Annotated in this window: 9 protein-coding genes and 2 pseudogenes; 7 read left to right on the forward strand and 4 right to left on the reverse strand. The window is 68.3% G+C overall.

Going from position 1 to position 14,066, the window contains the following annotated elements:
- Positions 1-12: 12 nt before the first annotated feature.
- Both ACM6LR_RS14540 and ACM6LR_RS14545 read right to left on the reverse strand, forming a co-directional pair.
- Positions 13-1,308, reverse strand: coding sequence for an acyl-CoA dehydrogenase family protein (locus ACM6LR_RS14540; protein ID WP_414939563.1), 1,296 nt, complete (start codon positions 1,306-1,308; stop codon positions 13-15).
- Between the two features lie 452 nt (positions 1,309-1,760).
- Positions 1,761-2,945 (reverse strand): TetR/AcrR family transcriptional regulator, encoded by a 1,185-nt coding sequence (locus ACM6LR_RS14545; protein ID WP_414939424.1) that lies wholly within the window; start codon positions 2,943-2,945, stop codon positions 1,761-1,763.
- Positions 2,946-3,101: 156 nt separating this feature from the next.
- On the opposite strand from ACM6LR_RS14545, the gene ACM6LR_RS14550 reads away from it, so the two are divergent.
- Positions 3,102-4,313: an acetyl-CoA C-acetyltransferase gene (locus ACM6LR_RS14550; RefSeq protein WP_414939423.1), complete on the forward strand. Its 1,212-nt coding sequence runs from the start codon at positions 3,102-3,104 to the stop codon at positions 4,311-4,313.
- Positions 4,314-4,323: 10 nt separating this feature from the next.
- Positions 4,324-6,495, forward strand: coding sequence for a 3-hydroxyacyl-CoA dehydrogenase NAD-binding domain-containing protein (locus ACM6LR_RS14555; RefSeq protein WP_414939422.1), 2,172 nt, complete (start codon positions 4,324-4,326; stop codon positions 6,493-6,495).
- Between the two features lie 68 nt (positions 6,496-6,563).
- Here ACM6LR_RS14555 and ACM6LR_RS14560 read toward each other — a convergent pair.
- Positions 6,564-7,954: pseudogene (locus ACM6LR_RS14560) on the reverse strand (MMPL family transporter); the annotation flags it as partial.
- A gap of 66 nt (positions 7,955-8,020) precedes the next feature.
- Here ACM6LR_RS14560 and ACM6LR_RS14565 point away from each other — a divergent pair.
- The 5 genes and pseudogenes from ACM6LR_RS14565 (at position 8,021) to ACM6LR_RS14585 (ending at position 12,441) form a co-directional block, all read left to right on the forward strand.
- Positions 8,021-8,578 (forward strand): ArsR/SmtB family transcription factor, encoded by a 558-nt coding sequence (locus ACM6LR_RS14565; protein ID WP_414939562.1) that lies wholly within the window; start codon positions 8,021-8,023, stop codon positions 8,576-8,578.
- A complete protein-coding gene (locus ACM6LR_RS14570) occupies positions 8,565-9,458 on the forward strand; it encodes an SRPBCC domain-containing protein (RefSeq protein WP_414943949.1) in 894 nt (297 codons plus the stop codon). The genes ACM6LR_RS14565 and ACM6LR_RS14570 overlap by 14 nt, the downstream gene beginning before the upstream one ends.
- 34 nt (positions 9,459-9,492) lie before the next feature.
- Positions 9,493-10,220, forward strand: a pseudogene (locus ACM6LR_RS14575) (SDR family NAD(P)-dependent oxidoreductase).
- Positions 10,221-10,470: 250 nt separating this feature from the next.
- Positions 10,471-10,956: a DUF3761 domain-containing protein gene (locus ACM6LR_RS14580; RefSeq protein WP_414943950.1), complete on the forward strand. Its 486-nt coding sequence runs from the start codon at positions 10,471-10,473 to the stop codon at positions 10,954-10,956.
- A 63-nt stretch (positions 10,957-11,019) separates the two neighbouring features.
- Positions 11,020-12,441: an MFS transporter gene (locus tag ACM6LR_RS14585; RefSeq protein WP_414943951.1), complete on the forward strand. Its 1,422-nt coding sequence runs from the start codon at positions 11,020-11,022 to the stop codon at positions 12,439-12,441.
- A gap of 65 nt (positions 12,442-12,506) precedes the next feature.
- Here the strand turns inward: ACM6LR_RS14585 and ACM6LR_RS14590 are convergent, their stop codons facing one another.
- On the reverse strand, positions 12,507-14,060 hold the full coding sequence (locus ACM6LR_RS14590) for an acetolactate synthase large subunit (protein ID WP_414943952.1): 1,554 nt from the start codon (positions 14,058-14,060) through the stop codon (positions 12,507-12,509).
- Between the last annotated feature and the right edge of the window lie 6 nt (positions 14,061-14,066).

Genomic DNA, 14,066 nt, shown 5'->3' on the forward strand with positions numbered 1-14,066 from the left:
GCGTGGCACGGCCTAGAGCAGGACTGCGCCTTCCATCACGCCGATCGCGCGGAGATCGCGGTACCAGCGTTCGACCGGGTGTTCCTTGACGAAGCCATGCCCGCCGAGCAGCTGCACCCCGGCGCTGCCGATCTGCATTCCCTTGTCGGCGGCCAGTTTCCGGGCCAGCGCGACCTCACGGGCGTACGGCTTGCCCTGTTCGGCGCGAGCGGCGGCGCGCAACGCGACCAGCCGCAGTCCTTCCAGCTCGATGGCGATGTCGGCCACCGAGAACGCGACGGCCTGCCGGTGACTCACCGGCTCGCCGAACGCCTTGCGCTCGTTGACGTAAGGCACCACGTAGTCGAGGACGGCCTTCGCGGTGCCGGCGGCCAGCGCGGCCCAGCCGAGCCGTGAGAGCCGGACGACCTCGGTGAAGACCTCGGCCTTGCCGCCGCCCAGCAGTGCACCGGCTGGCAGGGCGACCCTCTCCAGGTGCAGCTTGCCGGTGGCCGCGCCGCGCAGGCCCATCGCCGGCTCGGTCTCGATGGTGACGCCCGTGTTGGACGACTCCACGAGGAACAGCGCGGGACCGCGCCCTTCGAGCTCTGCCGAGACAATGAACAGTTCGGCGTCCGCGGCCCTCGGAACCAGCGACTTCACGCCGTCGAGCTGGTAGCCCTTGGGCGTGCGGCGGGCCTTGGTGGCTGGCTTGAACGGGTCGAACAAGGCCGTGCGCTCCTGCAGCGCCAGTGCCGCGGCCGGGACGTTCTCGCCGACGAACGCGGGCAGGTAGTCCGCCTGCTGCTGCTCGTCGCCGTAAGCCACCAGCGCGGTGCTGACCGCGGACGGCGCGAGTACCGCGACCGCCAGGCCGAGGTCGCCGTGCGCGAGGGCCTCGGCGACCAGCGCGTTCGTGACGACCGACCGTTCGGTGCCGACGCCACCCAGCTCCTCGGGGATGCCGACGAGCGTGATGCCGAGTTCGGCGGCGCGGCTTAGCAGGCCTTCGGGCGCCTTGAGCTTCGCGTCGGCGTCGGCCGCGGCGGGCCGCAGCTGTTCGGCCGCGAACTCCGTCACGGTCTCGACGATGAGCTGCTGATCCTCACTCGGGGTGAGGTCGAACAGTCCCGCGTCCCCGGCCGGCGCGAGCCGCGCGGGCTTGCCGAGCTTCTGGGCGGACTTGAAGGTCCGTCCCGCCGCGCCCGCGACCCGGAAGCCGTTGCGCGTCCCGGCACTGACCAGGTTCTGCACGGGCTTCCGAAGTCCGGCCCGTTCCATGACCTTGCTCCCGGCCAGCCGGGTGAGCGCGGACAGGCCGAAGCCCATCGCGTCTCGTTTCCTAGGCGCACCCACGGTCAGTCTCCCTGCCTCGCTTACCTACTCGTGAGTAGGTTATCGCCCTTTGGGCGGATGCGCTACCAGGGTGGCGGCGAACGTCACGCGCGTGAGTGATTTGAGTGGTCCGGGCGACCCGGATTACTCACAAGCCACCAGCTTTCGCCGTCGGGCTGCGGCCGGCAGATCCGTGAAGGACTCCTTGAGGGACTCTGGGTCCCTCGAAATTCCCCTCACCCTTGCCGGAACGACACCGCGCCTGGCTCCGAGGTGGTCCGAGATCGTCAACACCGAACTCGGTGAAGTGCGCCTTCGTCGCGTCGCACTCGGCGAAGGTCCCTTTCACCCCAGGTCCCGCGACTGCGTGCCGGACGGCCTTCTTCGCTACTTCAGGGAGGTGATCGGCGCCTTTGCAGTACACGCGAGTTGCTCGAAGCTGACTTTCAGACGTCGAGAACCGCGTGCATCAGCGTCGTCAGCTCCGCCTCGATGTTCGGGCGGCCGTTCACCCGCCGGGTGCGCGCGAGGTCGTTCGCGATGGTCAGCGCCGCGTGCACGGTGATCTTCACTTCGCGCAGGCTCAGCTCCGGACGGACTTCCGAAGCCAGTGCGATCCAGCGCGCGACGTAGTCCCGCTGGACTCGAAGCAGGTCCGCCTTGTCGCGTTCCGGCAGCTCCATCGGGCTGCCGGAGAACGACACGAGCAGCTCGGGTGTGTGCAGCAGGGTGTGCACATAGGACGCCGCCAGCCTGCGCAGCGCGTCCCGCTCGTCGTCGGTCCGAAGTGCGCGTTCCGCGGCGAGGGCCAGCCTGTCCGCGGCGCGGTGCCCGATCGCCACCATCAGCGCGGCCTTGCTGGGGAAGTGCCGGTACACGCTGGGCCCGGCGATCCCGGCCGCCGCGCCGATCTCCTCCATGCTCACCGCGCGGAATCCGCGTTGTCCGAACAGTTCGGTCGCGGCGGCGAGGATCTGCTCGCGCCGGGACGGCTCACCGAGCGCGATCGACGGCGTCTCGGGGGACGGCTCGACAGGTTCGGGCAGTGTGACATGCAGCACCGATTCCGCCAGCTGCACGAGGATCTGCGCGAAACGTTTCTTCGCCACGGACGTGTGATGGACGGACACGCTGCCGAAGACACTCAACCCCGCCCAGCACAGCAACTCGGCGTCGTCGGCGGTCAGTTCGGGACGCAGCGCGAGCAGTGCCTTGGACCACGCGGCGAGCACCGCGCCCGACCGGCGGCGGATCTCGCGGCGGCCCTCCCTGGGCAGGTGCCTGCCCTCCCAGCGCCACAACGCGGCGACCTCGCGCCGCTCCACCGCCTGCGCGGCGAGCGTCCTGAGTAGGGCGTTGACCTGGGCGGGGACCGTCATGTCGAGGTCGGCGAGCGTCTCGAGGGTAGCCGTTTCCATATCGTCGATTCCGGACAGCACGACGTAGGACAGCACCGCCTGCTTGTCCGCGAAATGCCGGTACAGCGCGGGCCCGGTGATCCCGGCCGCGGCGGCGATGTCGTTGATCCCGACCCCGTGGAACCCGCGGGCGCGGAACAGCTCCGCGGCGAGGCCCGCCAGCTGGGCCTTGCGGTCGCGCGGTCGGGCTGAACGCTCGGTCGGGTGATCCATAGGTGAACACACGATAGCGCCGGTTGCGTACATCGCAACCCATTGACACCATGGGGTTATCGCGGTTTATGTTAATGACCATTAGCATGGCTACTGGCCGGTACGATCCGGCTGTGTTCATCCTTGATACAGCGCCGTACGCGGAGGAGTTTTTCTGTGACTAGCGAGGCCTACATCTACGAGGCGATCCGTACGCCTCGCGGCAAGAACAAGGGAGGTGCCCTCCACGGCACCAAGCCGGTCGATCTCGTGGTCGGCCTCATCGAGGAACTGAAGGTCCGGCACCCGAACCTCGACCCTGCCGTGATCGACGACATCGTCCTCGGCGTCGTGTCCCCGGTCGGTGAGCAGGGCGCCGTGATCGCGCGCACCGCCGCGCTGAACGCGGGCCTTCCCGAAACGGTCGCCGGCGTGCAGCTGAACCGCTTCTGCGCCTCCGGTCTCGAAGCCACCAACACCGCCGCGCAGAAGGTGCGCTCCGGCTGGGACCAGCTGATCATCGCCGGTGGCGTCGAGTCGATGTCGCGCGTGCCGATGGGCTCCGACGGCGGCGCGCTGTTCATGGACCCCGCCACCGCGTACGACAACTACATCGTCCCGCAGGGCACCGGCGCGGACTTGATCGCGACCATCGAGGGCTTCTCCCGCGAAGACGTCGACGCGTGGGCCGTGCGTTCGCAGGAGAAGGCCGAAGCGGCCTGGTCCGGCGGCTACTTCGCGAAGTCCGTCGTCCCGGTGAAGGACATCAACGGCGTCACGATCCTCGACCACGACGAGCACCGTCGCCCCGGCAGCACCGTCGAGGGCCTCGGCAAGCTCAAGCCCGCCTTCGCCGGTATCGGTGAGCTGGGCGGCTTCGACGCCGTCGCGCTGCAGAAGTACCACTCGGTCGAACGCATCAACCACGTCCACACCGGCGGAAACTCGTCCGGCATCGTGGACGGCGCCGCGGTGGTCCTGGTCGGCAACGAGCAGATCGGCAAGGACTTCGGCCTGACCCCGCGCGCCCGCATCGTGGCGACCGCGACCGTCGGCTCCGAGCCCACGATCATGCTCACCGGCCCGACCCCGGCCACCGAGAAGGTCCTCAAGCTCGCCGGTCTCACCCCGGACGACATCGACCTGTGGGAGCTGAACGAGGCCTTCGCCTCGGTCGTGCTCAAGTGGATCAAGGACCTGCACCTCGACGAGGAGAAGGTCAACGTGAACGGCGGCGCCATCGCGATGGGGCACCCGCTGGGCGCCACCGGCGCGATGCTGGTCGGCACCGTCGTGGACGAGCTGGAGCGTCGTCAGGCGCGCCGCGCCCTGGTCACCCTGTGCATCGGCGGCGGCATGGGCGTCGCGACCATCATCGAGCGGGTCTGAGGAAGAGACAATGACTGAAGCGAAGACCATCCGCTGGGAGCAGGACGCCGACGGCATCGTCGTGCTCACCCTCGACGACCCGAAGCAGTCCGCCAACACGATGAACGCCGACTTCCGCGAGTCGCTCGGCGTGATCGTGGACCGCCTGGAGGCGGAGAAGGACAGCATCACCGGTGTCGTCCTCACCTCGGCCAAGAAGACCTTCTTCGCCGGTGGTGACCTCAACGACCTGATCAAGGCCAAGCCGGAGAACGCGGCCGAGATCACCGAGAGCAGCGGCCTGATGAAGGGCCAGATGCGACGGCTGGAGCAGCTGGGCAAGCCGGTCGTGGCCGCCATCAACGGCGCCGCGCTCGGCGGTGGCCTCGAACTCGCGCTCGCGACGCACCACCGCATCGCGGCCGACGTCAAGGGCAGCCAGATCGGCCTCCCCGAGGTCACCCTCGGCCTGCTCCCCGGCGGCGGTGGCGTGGTCCGCACCGTACGTCTGCTGGGCATTCAGAGCGCGCTGCTGAACGTGCTGCTGCAGGGTCAGCGGCACCGCCCGGCGAAGGCGAAGGAACTCGGCCTCGTGCACGAGCTCGTCGGCACCGTCGAGGAACTGGTCCCGGCCGCGAAGGCGTGGATCAAGGCCAACCCCGAGGCCGGCGTGCAGCCGTGGGACGTCAAGGGCTACAAGATCCCGGGCGGCACCCCGTCGAACCCGAGCTTCGCGGCGAACCTGCCCGCGTTCCCGGCGAACCTGCGCAAGCAGATCAAGGGCGCCAACATGCCTGCCCCGCGGGCGATCCTGGCCGCGGCGATCGAGGGCTCGCAGGTCGACTTCGACACCGCGATCACCGTCGAGACCCGCTACTTCATCAGCCTCGCCACCGGCCAGGTCTCGAAGAACATGACGAAGGCGTTCTTCTTCGACCTGCAGAGCATCAACTCCGGCGGCTCGCGGCCGGACGGCTTCGAGAAGTACACCGCCAAGAAGGTCGGCGTCGTCGGCGCGGGCATGATGGGCGCCGCGATCGCGTACGTCTCGGCGAAGGCCGGTATCGATGTCGTGCTCAAGGACGTCACGCTCGAAGGCGCCGAAAAGGGCAAGGGCTACGCGGTCAAGCTGGAAGAGAAGGCTCTCTCCCGCGGCAAGACCACGCAGGAGAAGTCCGACGCGCTGCTCGCCAAGATCAAGCCGACCGACAAGGCGGAGGACTTCGCCGGCGTCGACTTCGTGATCGAGGCCGTGTTCGAGAGCGTCGAGCTGAAGCACAAGGTGTTCCAGGAGATCGAGGGCTTCGTCAACCCGGACGCCGTGCTGGGCTCGAACACCTCCACGCTGCCGATCACCTCGCTGGCCGAGGGCGTGCAGCGGACCGAGGACTTCATCGGGATCCACTTCTTCTCGCCGGTGGACAAGATGCCGCTGGTCGAGATCATCTGCGGGGAGAAGACGTCGCCCGCCACGCTGGCGAAGGTCTTCGACTACACGCTGCAGATCAAGAAGACCCCGATCGTCGTCAGCGACAGCCGCGGCTTCTTCACCTCGCGTGTCATCGGCACCTTCATCAACGAGGCCGTCGCCGCGTTGGGCGAAGGTGTCGAGCCCGCGTCGATCGAGCAGGCCGGTTCGCAGGCAGGCTACCCGGCGCCGCCGCTGCAGCTGATGGACGAACTGACCCTGACACTGCCGCGCAAGATCCGCAAGGAGACGCGCGAAGCGATCGAGGCCTCCGGTGGCACTTGGGCGCCGCACGCGTCCGAGGCCGTCATCGACACGATGCTCGACAAGTACGACCGCAAGGGCCGCTCCACCGGCTCGGGCTTCTACGACTACGACGAGGCGGGCAAGCGGACCGGTCTCTGGCCGGGCCTGCGCGACGCGTTCAAGTCGGGCAGCGCCGAGGTTCCCTTCGAAGACCTCAAGGAGCGCATGCTGTTCGCCGAGGCGCTCGAGACCGTGAAGTGCTTCGACGAGGGTGTGCTGACCACCATCGCCGACGCCAACATCGGCTCGATCTTCGGCATCGGCTTCCCGGCGTGGACCGGCGGTGTCATCCAGTACATCAACCAGTACCAGGGTGGCCTGCAGGGCTTCGTCGACCGCGCCAACGAACTGGCCGCCCGCTACGGCGACCACTTCACCCCGCCCGCTTCGCTGGTCGAGAAGGCCGCGAAGGGCGAGATCTACGAATAACCCCGTGCTATGAACGGTCCGTTACTTGCAAATTTTGCAAGTAACGGACCGTTCATAGCGTCCGGGGGCTAGCGCGACGACGGTTCCAGTGCCACGTGCGGCAGCCGCCGGTCCAGCCATCGAGACAGCCACCAGGCGCGTTCCCCGAGCAGCCGCATCACCGCCGGCACCACGAGACAGCGGATGACGAACGCGTCCACCAGGACCGCCACCGCGAGCCCGAGGCCGAACTGCGCCAGCATCCGATCCGGGTTGAGCGGGAAGGCCCCGAACACCAGGATCATGATCACCGCCGCGGCCGTGATCACCCCGCCGGTGGAGGCGAGCCCTTCTCGGACGGCGTGGCGCGCGTCGCCGGTTTGCCGCCATTCCTCGTGCATCCGGGACACCAGGAACACCTCGTAGTCCATGGAAAGCCCGAACACGATCGCGATGATCAGCACCGGCACGAACGCCTCGATCGGCCCCGGCCGCACTTCGAACAGGCCGTCGCCGAACACGGCCGTCATCACGCCGAGCGCGGCGCCGATGCTCAGCAGGTTCAGCACGGCCGCCTTGAGCGGGATCAGGATCGAGCGGAACACCACCATCAGCAGCAAAGCCGACAACCCGACGACCACCAGGACGAACAGCGGTAACCGGTCGCCGACGGCGTCCGCGAAGTCCACCGCCGCCGCGACCGAACCGCCGACCAGATACTTACCGGGCAGGCCCGGCAGCACCTCGGTCCGCGGCCGCTCGACCAGTTCACCGGTCGCCTCGTCCTGCGGCGATGACGTGGGGAAGGCGAGGACGGTCATGACGCCCTGTCCCATCGGTGGCGTCGCTTTGGCGATGCCAGGGGTGGCTTCGAGTTCCCGTTGCAGCGCAACGCCGTCACCGTTCTCCGTGACCACGATCAGCGGCTCGCTGAAGCCGGGGCCGAAGCCTTCCGACATCAGGTCGTAGGCCTGCCGGGTGGTCGACGTCTCCGGATCCGTGCCGGCGTCCGCGAAGCCGAGGCGCATGCCGAGGGCCGGGAGTGCGAGTCCGATGAGGACGAGCAGGCCGACCGCGAGCGGCACCAGCGGCCGCCGCTGCACCGCGTCGCCGATTTTGCCCCAGGCCTTGCCGTGTTCCCGCTTCTCGGCGTGTTCGCGGATGCCCTTCTCCAAACGACGGCCGAAGAGGGAGAGCAACGCGGGCAGCAGGTGATCGACGCGAGCATCGTCACCAGAACGGTGAGCGCCACCGCGAGGGCGACACCGCGCAGCGAGCCGAGACCGAGCGCGAGCAGCCCCAGCAGTGCGATGATCACCGTGCCGCCGGCGAACAGCACCGAACGTCCCGCGGTGTCGAGTGCGCGCCGCGCCGCTCGTTCACGGTCGAGACCGCCCAGGATTTCGCTGCCATAGCGGGAAAAGATGAGCAGCGCGTAGTCCACGCCGACGCCGAACCCGACCAGCATCATCAGCGGCGATCCTACGTGATTGACAAAACGAATTTTTACGTTCAAACTTGTTTTTGTGATCAAGGGCGTGGCGTGGTGAAGGACGTGGAGTACCTCGAGCGGCTCGAGCAGGCAGAGGCATTGCTGAAGCCGCGACGGGTGGACGTCCTGCGGCAACTGGCGGAGCCGCGATCCTGCACCGAGGTGGCGGCGGTGCTGGACCAGACTCCGCAACGGGTCTATTACCACGTGAAAAAGCTGGTGGAAGCCGGTCTCGCCACGCAGGTGTCGGAACGCAAGGTGCGCGGCATCGGTGAGGGCGTGTATCAGGCGAGCGCGCGTTCGTATTGGTTGTCGCCGGGGGTGGTCGGCCGGATCGGCCCGCGGGCGGTGCGGGACGAACTGAGCCTCGGCTATCTGGTGGACCTCATGGAGGAGGTCCAGGCGGATGTCGCCGTGCTCGACAGGGCCGCACCGGAACTGCCGTCGATCGGCGTCTCCGGTGAGATCCGGGTGGAGCCGGAGCGGCGCCAGGAGTTCCTCGACGAACTGAAGACGACTTTGCAGGATCTGTTCACCCGCTACGGCGGCGCGGAAGGCGACGCCTTCAAGCTGGCCGTGGCCTGTTACCCGAAAGGAGATGCCCGTGACTGAGCCGGCGAGTTTCCAGGTGCGCGTGTGCGCGCCGATCGACGAGGTCTGGCGCGCACTGATCGACCCCGGAGCACTGCGCACGTGGTTTTCCGAACACGCGGAAGTCGACTTGCCGTCCCGCTACGAGTTCTGGGGCCGCTACACCCCGGACGGCGAAGTCCCGCGTCAGCGGCTGTTGCTGGCCGAGGACAACGTCCTGCGGTTCGCCTGGACCGTCGACGATACGGAGACCGTTGTCGAACTCAAGCTGGCGGAGGACGGAGACGGGACCTCTTTGTCGTACAGCCAGACCGGTCTGCCGGACTTTGCCGCGCTGATGGCGGACACGGACTCGCCGCTCGGCATGATGCACACGTTCTGGGCGCTGGCGGTCGCGAACCTGGTCGACCACGTCGAAGGACGTCCGATCACCGCCCGTTGCGATCTCACCTCACCGGTGATGCGGGAAGAAGTGCGCATCGACGCGGCGCGACCGGAGGTCTACCGCTCGATTACCGATCCCGCCGAGTTCACGCGCTGGTTCGGCGCGCGGATCGAAGCCGAGATGCGTGTCGGCGGACGCTGGGCGATGGGCTCGCTGGAGATGGACCCGGACCCGGCGAAGATCGTCGATCTGGTGCCCGACGAAAGGATGACGCTCGCGTACGAGGAAGGCATCGTGACGTCCTGGGAACTCGAGGACTCCGGCGGTGGTACCAAGCTGACTTTCGTCCAAAGTGGATTCGCTGGCGAGAAGCCGCCGTATGGCTCCTGGATGGGCTGGCTCAGCGGCTTGGCCGAACTGCGGCGGTTCCACGAGGTCGACATGTGGCTCCCGATCTGGGTCGACGTCCATCTGGACGGAATGCCCGAAGGACTCATCACGCTGGAGGGGAAGTAGGAGGTTCCGATGTTGCTCGAAAGGCAGAAACGCGATCGTCTACGGTGCGGCGAAAGGGATCGGCGGCGCGGTGGCACGCGGGTTCGCCAGGGGGGCGCGACCGTCCACCTCGCCGGTCGTACGCTTGAGAAACTCGACGCGCTGGCCGAAGAAATCCGGTCGGTGGGAGGGAAAGCCGAGACCGCGCGGTTCGACGCGCTCGACGAAGTGGCCATCGACGAGCATGCCGCTTCGGTGGTTTCTTCGGCGGGCAGCGTCGACATCTCGATGAACGTGATCACGCACAATGACGTCCAGGGCACCCCGCTGGTCGAGATGTCCTTGGCGGACTTCGAAAGCCCGGTACGGACGGCGATACGGACGAACTTCCTGACCGCGCGGGCGGCCGCCCGGCATATGATCGGGCAGGGGTCGGGGGTGATCCTGATGTTCGGCGGCGACGGTGATCCGTTGCCTGGATACCACCTCGGCGGGCTGCAAGTCGCGTTCAGTGCGATGGAAGCGTTGCGGCGAGGGCTGGCGTGCGAACTTGGACCGCACGGCATCCGCGTGGTGACCCTGCGTACCGCCGGGATCCCGGAGACGATCCCCGCGGGCGCCGGGCTCGACGACGCCATCCGCGACATGGTCGACTCCACGATGCTCAAGCGGACCGCGTCCTTGGAAGACGTCGGCCGCGTCGCTGCCTTCGCCGCGTCCGACCACGCGCGCGGCATGACGGCGACGGCGCTGAACATCAGTTGCGGCGCGATGGTCGATTAGGCCGTGTCTCCCAAACTGAGGTTGGCAGGTTGGGCGAGGACACGCGCACGCGTTTCTTTTCGGCCGGAGGACTCGGGTTTGCGGAGGGCGGGCCGCTGAGATGGCTGGGTGAGTGACCAGCGGATGCCATGGCCCGGCTACGAAAATCCGATAGCGCGCTGTGAGAGACACAGACTGACCCCTGTCCGGCGGTAACACCGGCGAACGATCTCCCGACTACGCGGCACTACCACGTGCCGGGGAGGCCGTTATGCCGAAAAGAACGACGAAACTGGGCGTGGCACTGGCGATCGGGCTTCTGGTCGCCGGGGGCTGCGGTGTGGAGACCGTGCCCACCGGACGGGTCACGCCGCAGAGCGGCTCGGTGTCGACGTCATCGACGCTGTCGACGCCGATCAGCAGCTGGACGCCGCCCACCACGACCACGTCCACTCCGGCACCGACGCCCCAGCAGGTCGTGCCGCCGACCACTGCCGCGGTCGAGGTGCCGAAGCAGGTCGAGCCGCCGCCGTCGAGAGCACGGCCCAAGACGACGCCCACGGCGAAGGCGCCGAATCTGGCGGAGTGCGGAAGCGACTACTACCGCAACACCGACGGTGTCTGTGTCCACCGCCCGGCGACCGGACCCGGGGCGGCAGACGGCGCGACCGCTATCTGCAAGGACGGTTCTTATAGCTACAGCCAGAATCGCCGCGGTACCTGTTCCGGACACGGTGGGGTCCGCACTTGGTTGTGATCCTGTCGGTCAACCATTCACCTCGAAGGGTGGTGCTGGGTAAGGTCGGATCATGGGACGCGCATGGTGAAACCGGTCGGCCGGGCGCCTTCGCCCCGAATCTTCGTCGTCGTACTCGCCACCTGTGGTCTCGTGGCCTCGTTCATGCAGACGCTCGTCATCCCGCTGATCCCGGCTTTTCCCCGGCTGCTCAACGCGGCCCCGTCCGACGCGTCGTGGGTGGTGACGGTGACCCTCGTCGCCGGGGCCGTGGTGATGCCGGTGAGCGGCAGGCTCGGCGATCTCTACGGTAAGCGCAGGTTGTTGCTGATCAGCCTGGGGTTCCTGGTCGCCGGTTCGGTGGTGTCCGCGCTGACCAGTTCGCTCGCGCTGATGGTCGTCGGCCGTGGGTTGCAGGGCTGCGCGATGGGTGCGATCCCGTTGGGGATCAGCATCATGCGCGACGAACTCGCGCCCGAACGCGTCGGCGCGGCGATCTCGGTGATGAGTTCGACGCTGGGGGTCGGCGGTGCCATCGGGCTTCCCGTGTCGGCCCTGGTCGCGCAGAACGCCGACTGGCACGTCCTCTTCTGGGCGTCAGCGGGGCTCGGGCTCGTCTGCGGCCTGCTGATCCTGTTCGTGGTGCCGGAGTCACCGGTGAAGACACCCGCGCCGTTCGACTACCTCGGCGCGGTGGGGCTGACGGCCGGACTGGTCTGTCTGCTGCTGCCGATCGTCAAGGGCGGTGAATGGGGCTGGGGCAGCGGTCGCACGGTCGGCTTCGCCGGGACCGCGGTGGCGATCCTGCTGGTCTGGGGCGTCTACCAGCTTCGGCGCCGCGATCCGCTCGTGGACCTGCGGGTCTCCGCGCGGCGGCCGGTGCTGTTCACCAACCTGGCGTCGATCATGATCGGGTTCGCGCTGTACTCGATGGCACTGTCGTTCCCGCAGTTGCTGCAGGCGCCCGCGTCGACCGGCTACGGCCTCGGCCTGACGATGGTGCAGGCCGGGCTCTGCCTGGCGCCGAACGGGGTGGTCATGTTCATGCTGTCGCCGGTTTCGGCCCGGCTCATCGAGCGCTACGGACCGCGCACGACGCTGATGGTCGGCGCCACCACCATCGCGGCCGGTTATGTCTTCGCGACCTTGTTGATGGACAACGCCCTCGAGCTGATCACGGCCTCGATCATCATCGGTGGCGGCGTCGGCATCGCCTACGCGGCGATGCCCGCGCTGATCATGGGCTCGGTCCCGGTCACCGAAACCGCGTCCGCGAACGGGCTGAACTCACTGATGCGGTCCGTCGGCACGTCGACGTCCAGCGCGGTGATGGCGACCATGCTCGCGTCGCTGGCGATCACCGTCGGCGGGGTTTCGGTCCCTTCCGCTGAGGGCTTCCGGATGAGTTTCGTGGTCGCCGCCGGTGCGGCGCTCCTGGGTCTCGCGCTGACCGCTCTCGTCCCGAAGCAACGCCAGCCCGAACCTCTGGTGGCCGCGGTCCACTAGCCCCGTGAGATGAAAGGCCCCTTCATCGCGAATTTCGCGGTGAAGGGGCCTTTCATCTCACGCACTCAGAACAGCGTCGGAACGATCGCGTCGATCAGGTGCGGTCCCGGCTCGGCCAGCGCGCGCTGGAACTGCTCGGCGAGCTCCTCGGCGGTCGTCGCCCGTGTCGCGGGAACGCCCAAGCCCTCGGCGATCTTGACGAAGTCCATGTCCGGCCGCGAGAGGTCGAGCAACTCGTTCGCCTTGGGGCCGTTGGCGTCCGCGCCGACGCGCTGCAACTCCAGCCGCAGGATCGCGTACGCGCGGTTGTTCAGCAGGACCGTGGTGACGTTGAGGTTCTCCCGCGCCTGCGTCCACAGCGCCGAAATCGTGTACAGCGCGCTGCCGTCGGACTGCAGGTTGATCACCGGCCGGTCCGGGGCCGCGACGGCCGCGCCGGTCGCGACGGGCATGCCGTAGCCGATCGCGCCGCCGGTCAGGGTCAGTACGTCGTGTCGTGGCGCCCCCGCGGTCGCGGCGGGCAGCAGCAGACCGGAGGTGTTCGCCTCGTCCGCGATGATCGCGCGCTCCGGCAGCAACGCGCCGATCACCTCGACCCAGTTCTGCGGTGTCAGCGGCCCGGACGGCAGCGCGGGCCGGGTGGCCTCCTGCAGCACCGGCTCGGTCTCGGCGGCGACCAGATCCGCGATGTCGTTCAGGGCACGCGGGACGTCCTGCCCGACCTCGGCCAGCACGTGGACCTGCGCGCCTTCTGGCACCAGGTTGCTCGCCTTGCCGGGGTAGGCGAAGAACGACACGGGCGCCTTCGTCCCGGCGACGATCACGTGCTTGATCCCGTCGAGCTGGTACGCGACCTGCTCGGCGAGGTAACCCAGCCGTTCGATCGTCGGCAGGCCCTCTCCGCGCTCAAGTCGCGAGGGGAAGGTCTCGACGAACGCCTTCACCCCGGTCGCGGCGGCGATCCGGCTGGTCGCGCGCAACCCGGCTTCGCGGCAGCCGCCGCCGCCGACGAGCAGCGCGACCGGTTCGCCGCTTGCCAGCACCTCGGCGATGTTCTTCACCGTCGTCGCGTCGACGGTCTGCGGGATCCTCGGCGGGATCGGCGCGCAGGGCTGGCCACCCTCGCCCCACGACGCGTCGGCAGGGAGGATCAGGGTCGCGATCCGCCCGGGCGCGTCCTGCGCCGCGGCGACCGCCGCTGCGGCGTCGGCGCCGACGTCCTTCGTGTGCTCGGAGCGGCGGACCCAGCCTTCGAGGGAACCGGCGACGGCTTCGATGTCCGATTCGAGCGGGGCGTCGTACTGCTTGTGGTAGGTCGCGTGATCACCGATCACGTTGACGATCGGGGTGTGCGCGCGGCGCGCGTTGTGCAGGTTCGCCAGCCCGTTCCCGAGGCCGGGGCCGAGGTGCAGCAGGGTGGCCGCCGGTTTGTCGGCGATGCGCGCGTACCCGTCCGCGGCGCCGGTGACGACGCCTTCGAACAGGCCGAGCACGCCACGCATCTCGGGCACGGTGTCGAGCGCCGCCACGAAATGCATCTCCGAGGTGCCCGGATTCGAGAAGCACACGTCGACGCCGCTGTCGACCAGTGTGCGGATCAGGGACTGGGCGCCGTTCATCTCACT

The organism is Amycolatopsis sp. cmx-11-32 (assembly GCF_047608695.1).
Lineage (GTDB): Bacteria > Actinomycetota > Actinomycetes > Mycobacteriales > Pseudonocardiaceae > Amycolatopsis.

What these genes read in the sequence shown, in the direction of transcription:
- ACM6LR_RS14540 (WP_414939563.1), bottom strand. Translation starts at nt 1,308, where the DNA reads ATGGGCTTCGGCCTGTCCGCGCTCACCCGGCTGGCCGGGAGCAAGGTC.
- ACM6LR_RS14545 (WP_414939424.1), bottom strand. Translation starts at nt 2,945, where the DNA reads ATGGATCACCCGACCGAGCGTTCAGCCCGACCGCGCGACCGCAAGGCC.
- ACM6LR_RS14555 (WP_414939422.1), top strand. Translation starts at nt 4,324, where the DNA reads ATGACTGAAGCGAAGACCATCCGCTGGGAGCAGGACGCCGACGGCATC.
- ACM6LR_RS14570 (WP_414943949.1), top strand. Translation starts at nt 8,565, where the DNA reads ATGCCCGTGACTGAGCCGGCGAGTTTCCAGGTGCGCGTGTGCGCGCCG.
- ACM6LR_RS14580 (WP_414943950.1), top strand. Translation starts at nt 10,471, where the DNA reads ATGCCGAAAAGAACGACGAAACTGGGCGTGGCACTGGCGATCGGGCTT.
- ACM6LR_RS14585 (WP_414943951.1), top strand. Translation starts at nt 11,020, where the DNA reads ATGGTGAAACCGGTCGGCCGGGCGCCTTCGCCCCGAATCTTCGTCGTC.
- ACM6LR_RS14590 (WP_414943952.1), bottom strand. Translation starts at nt 14,060, where the DNA reads ATGAACGGCGCCCAGTCCCTGATCCGCACACTGGTCGACAGCGGCGTC.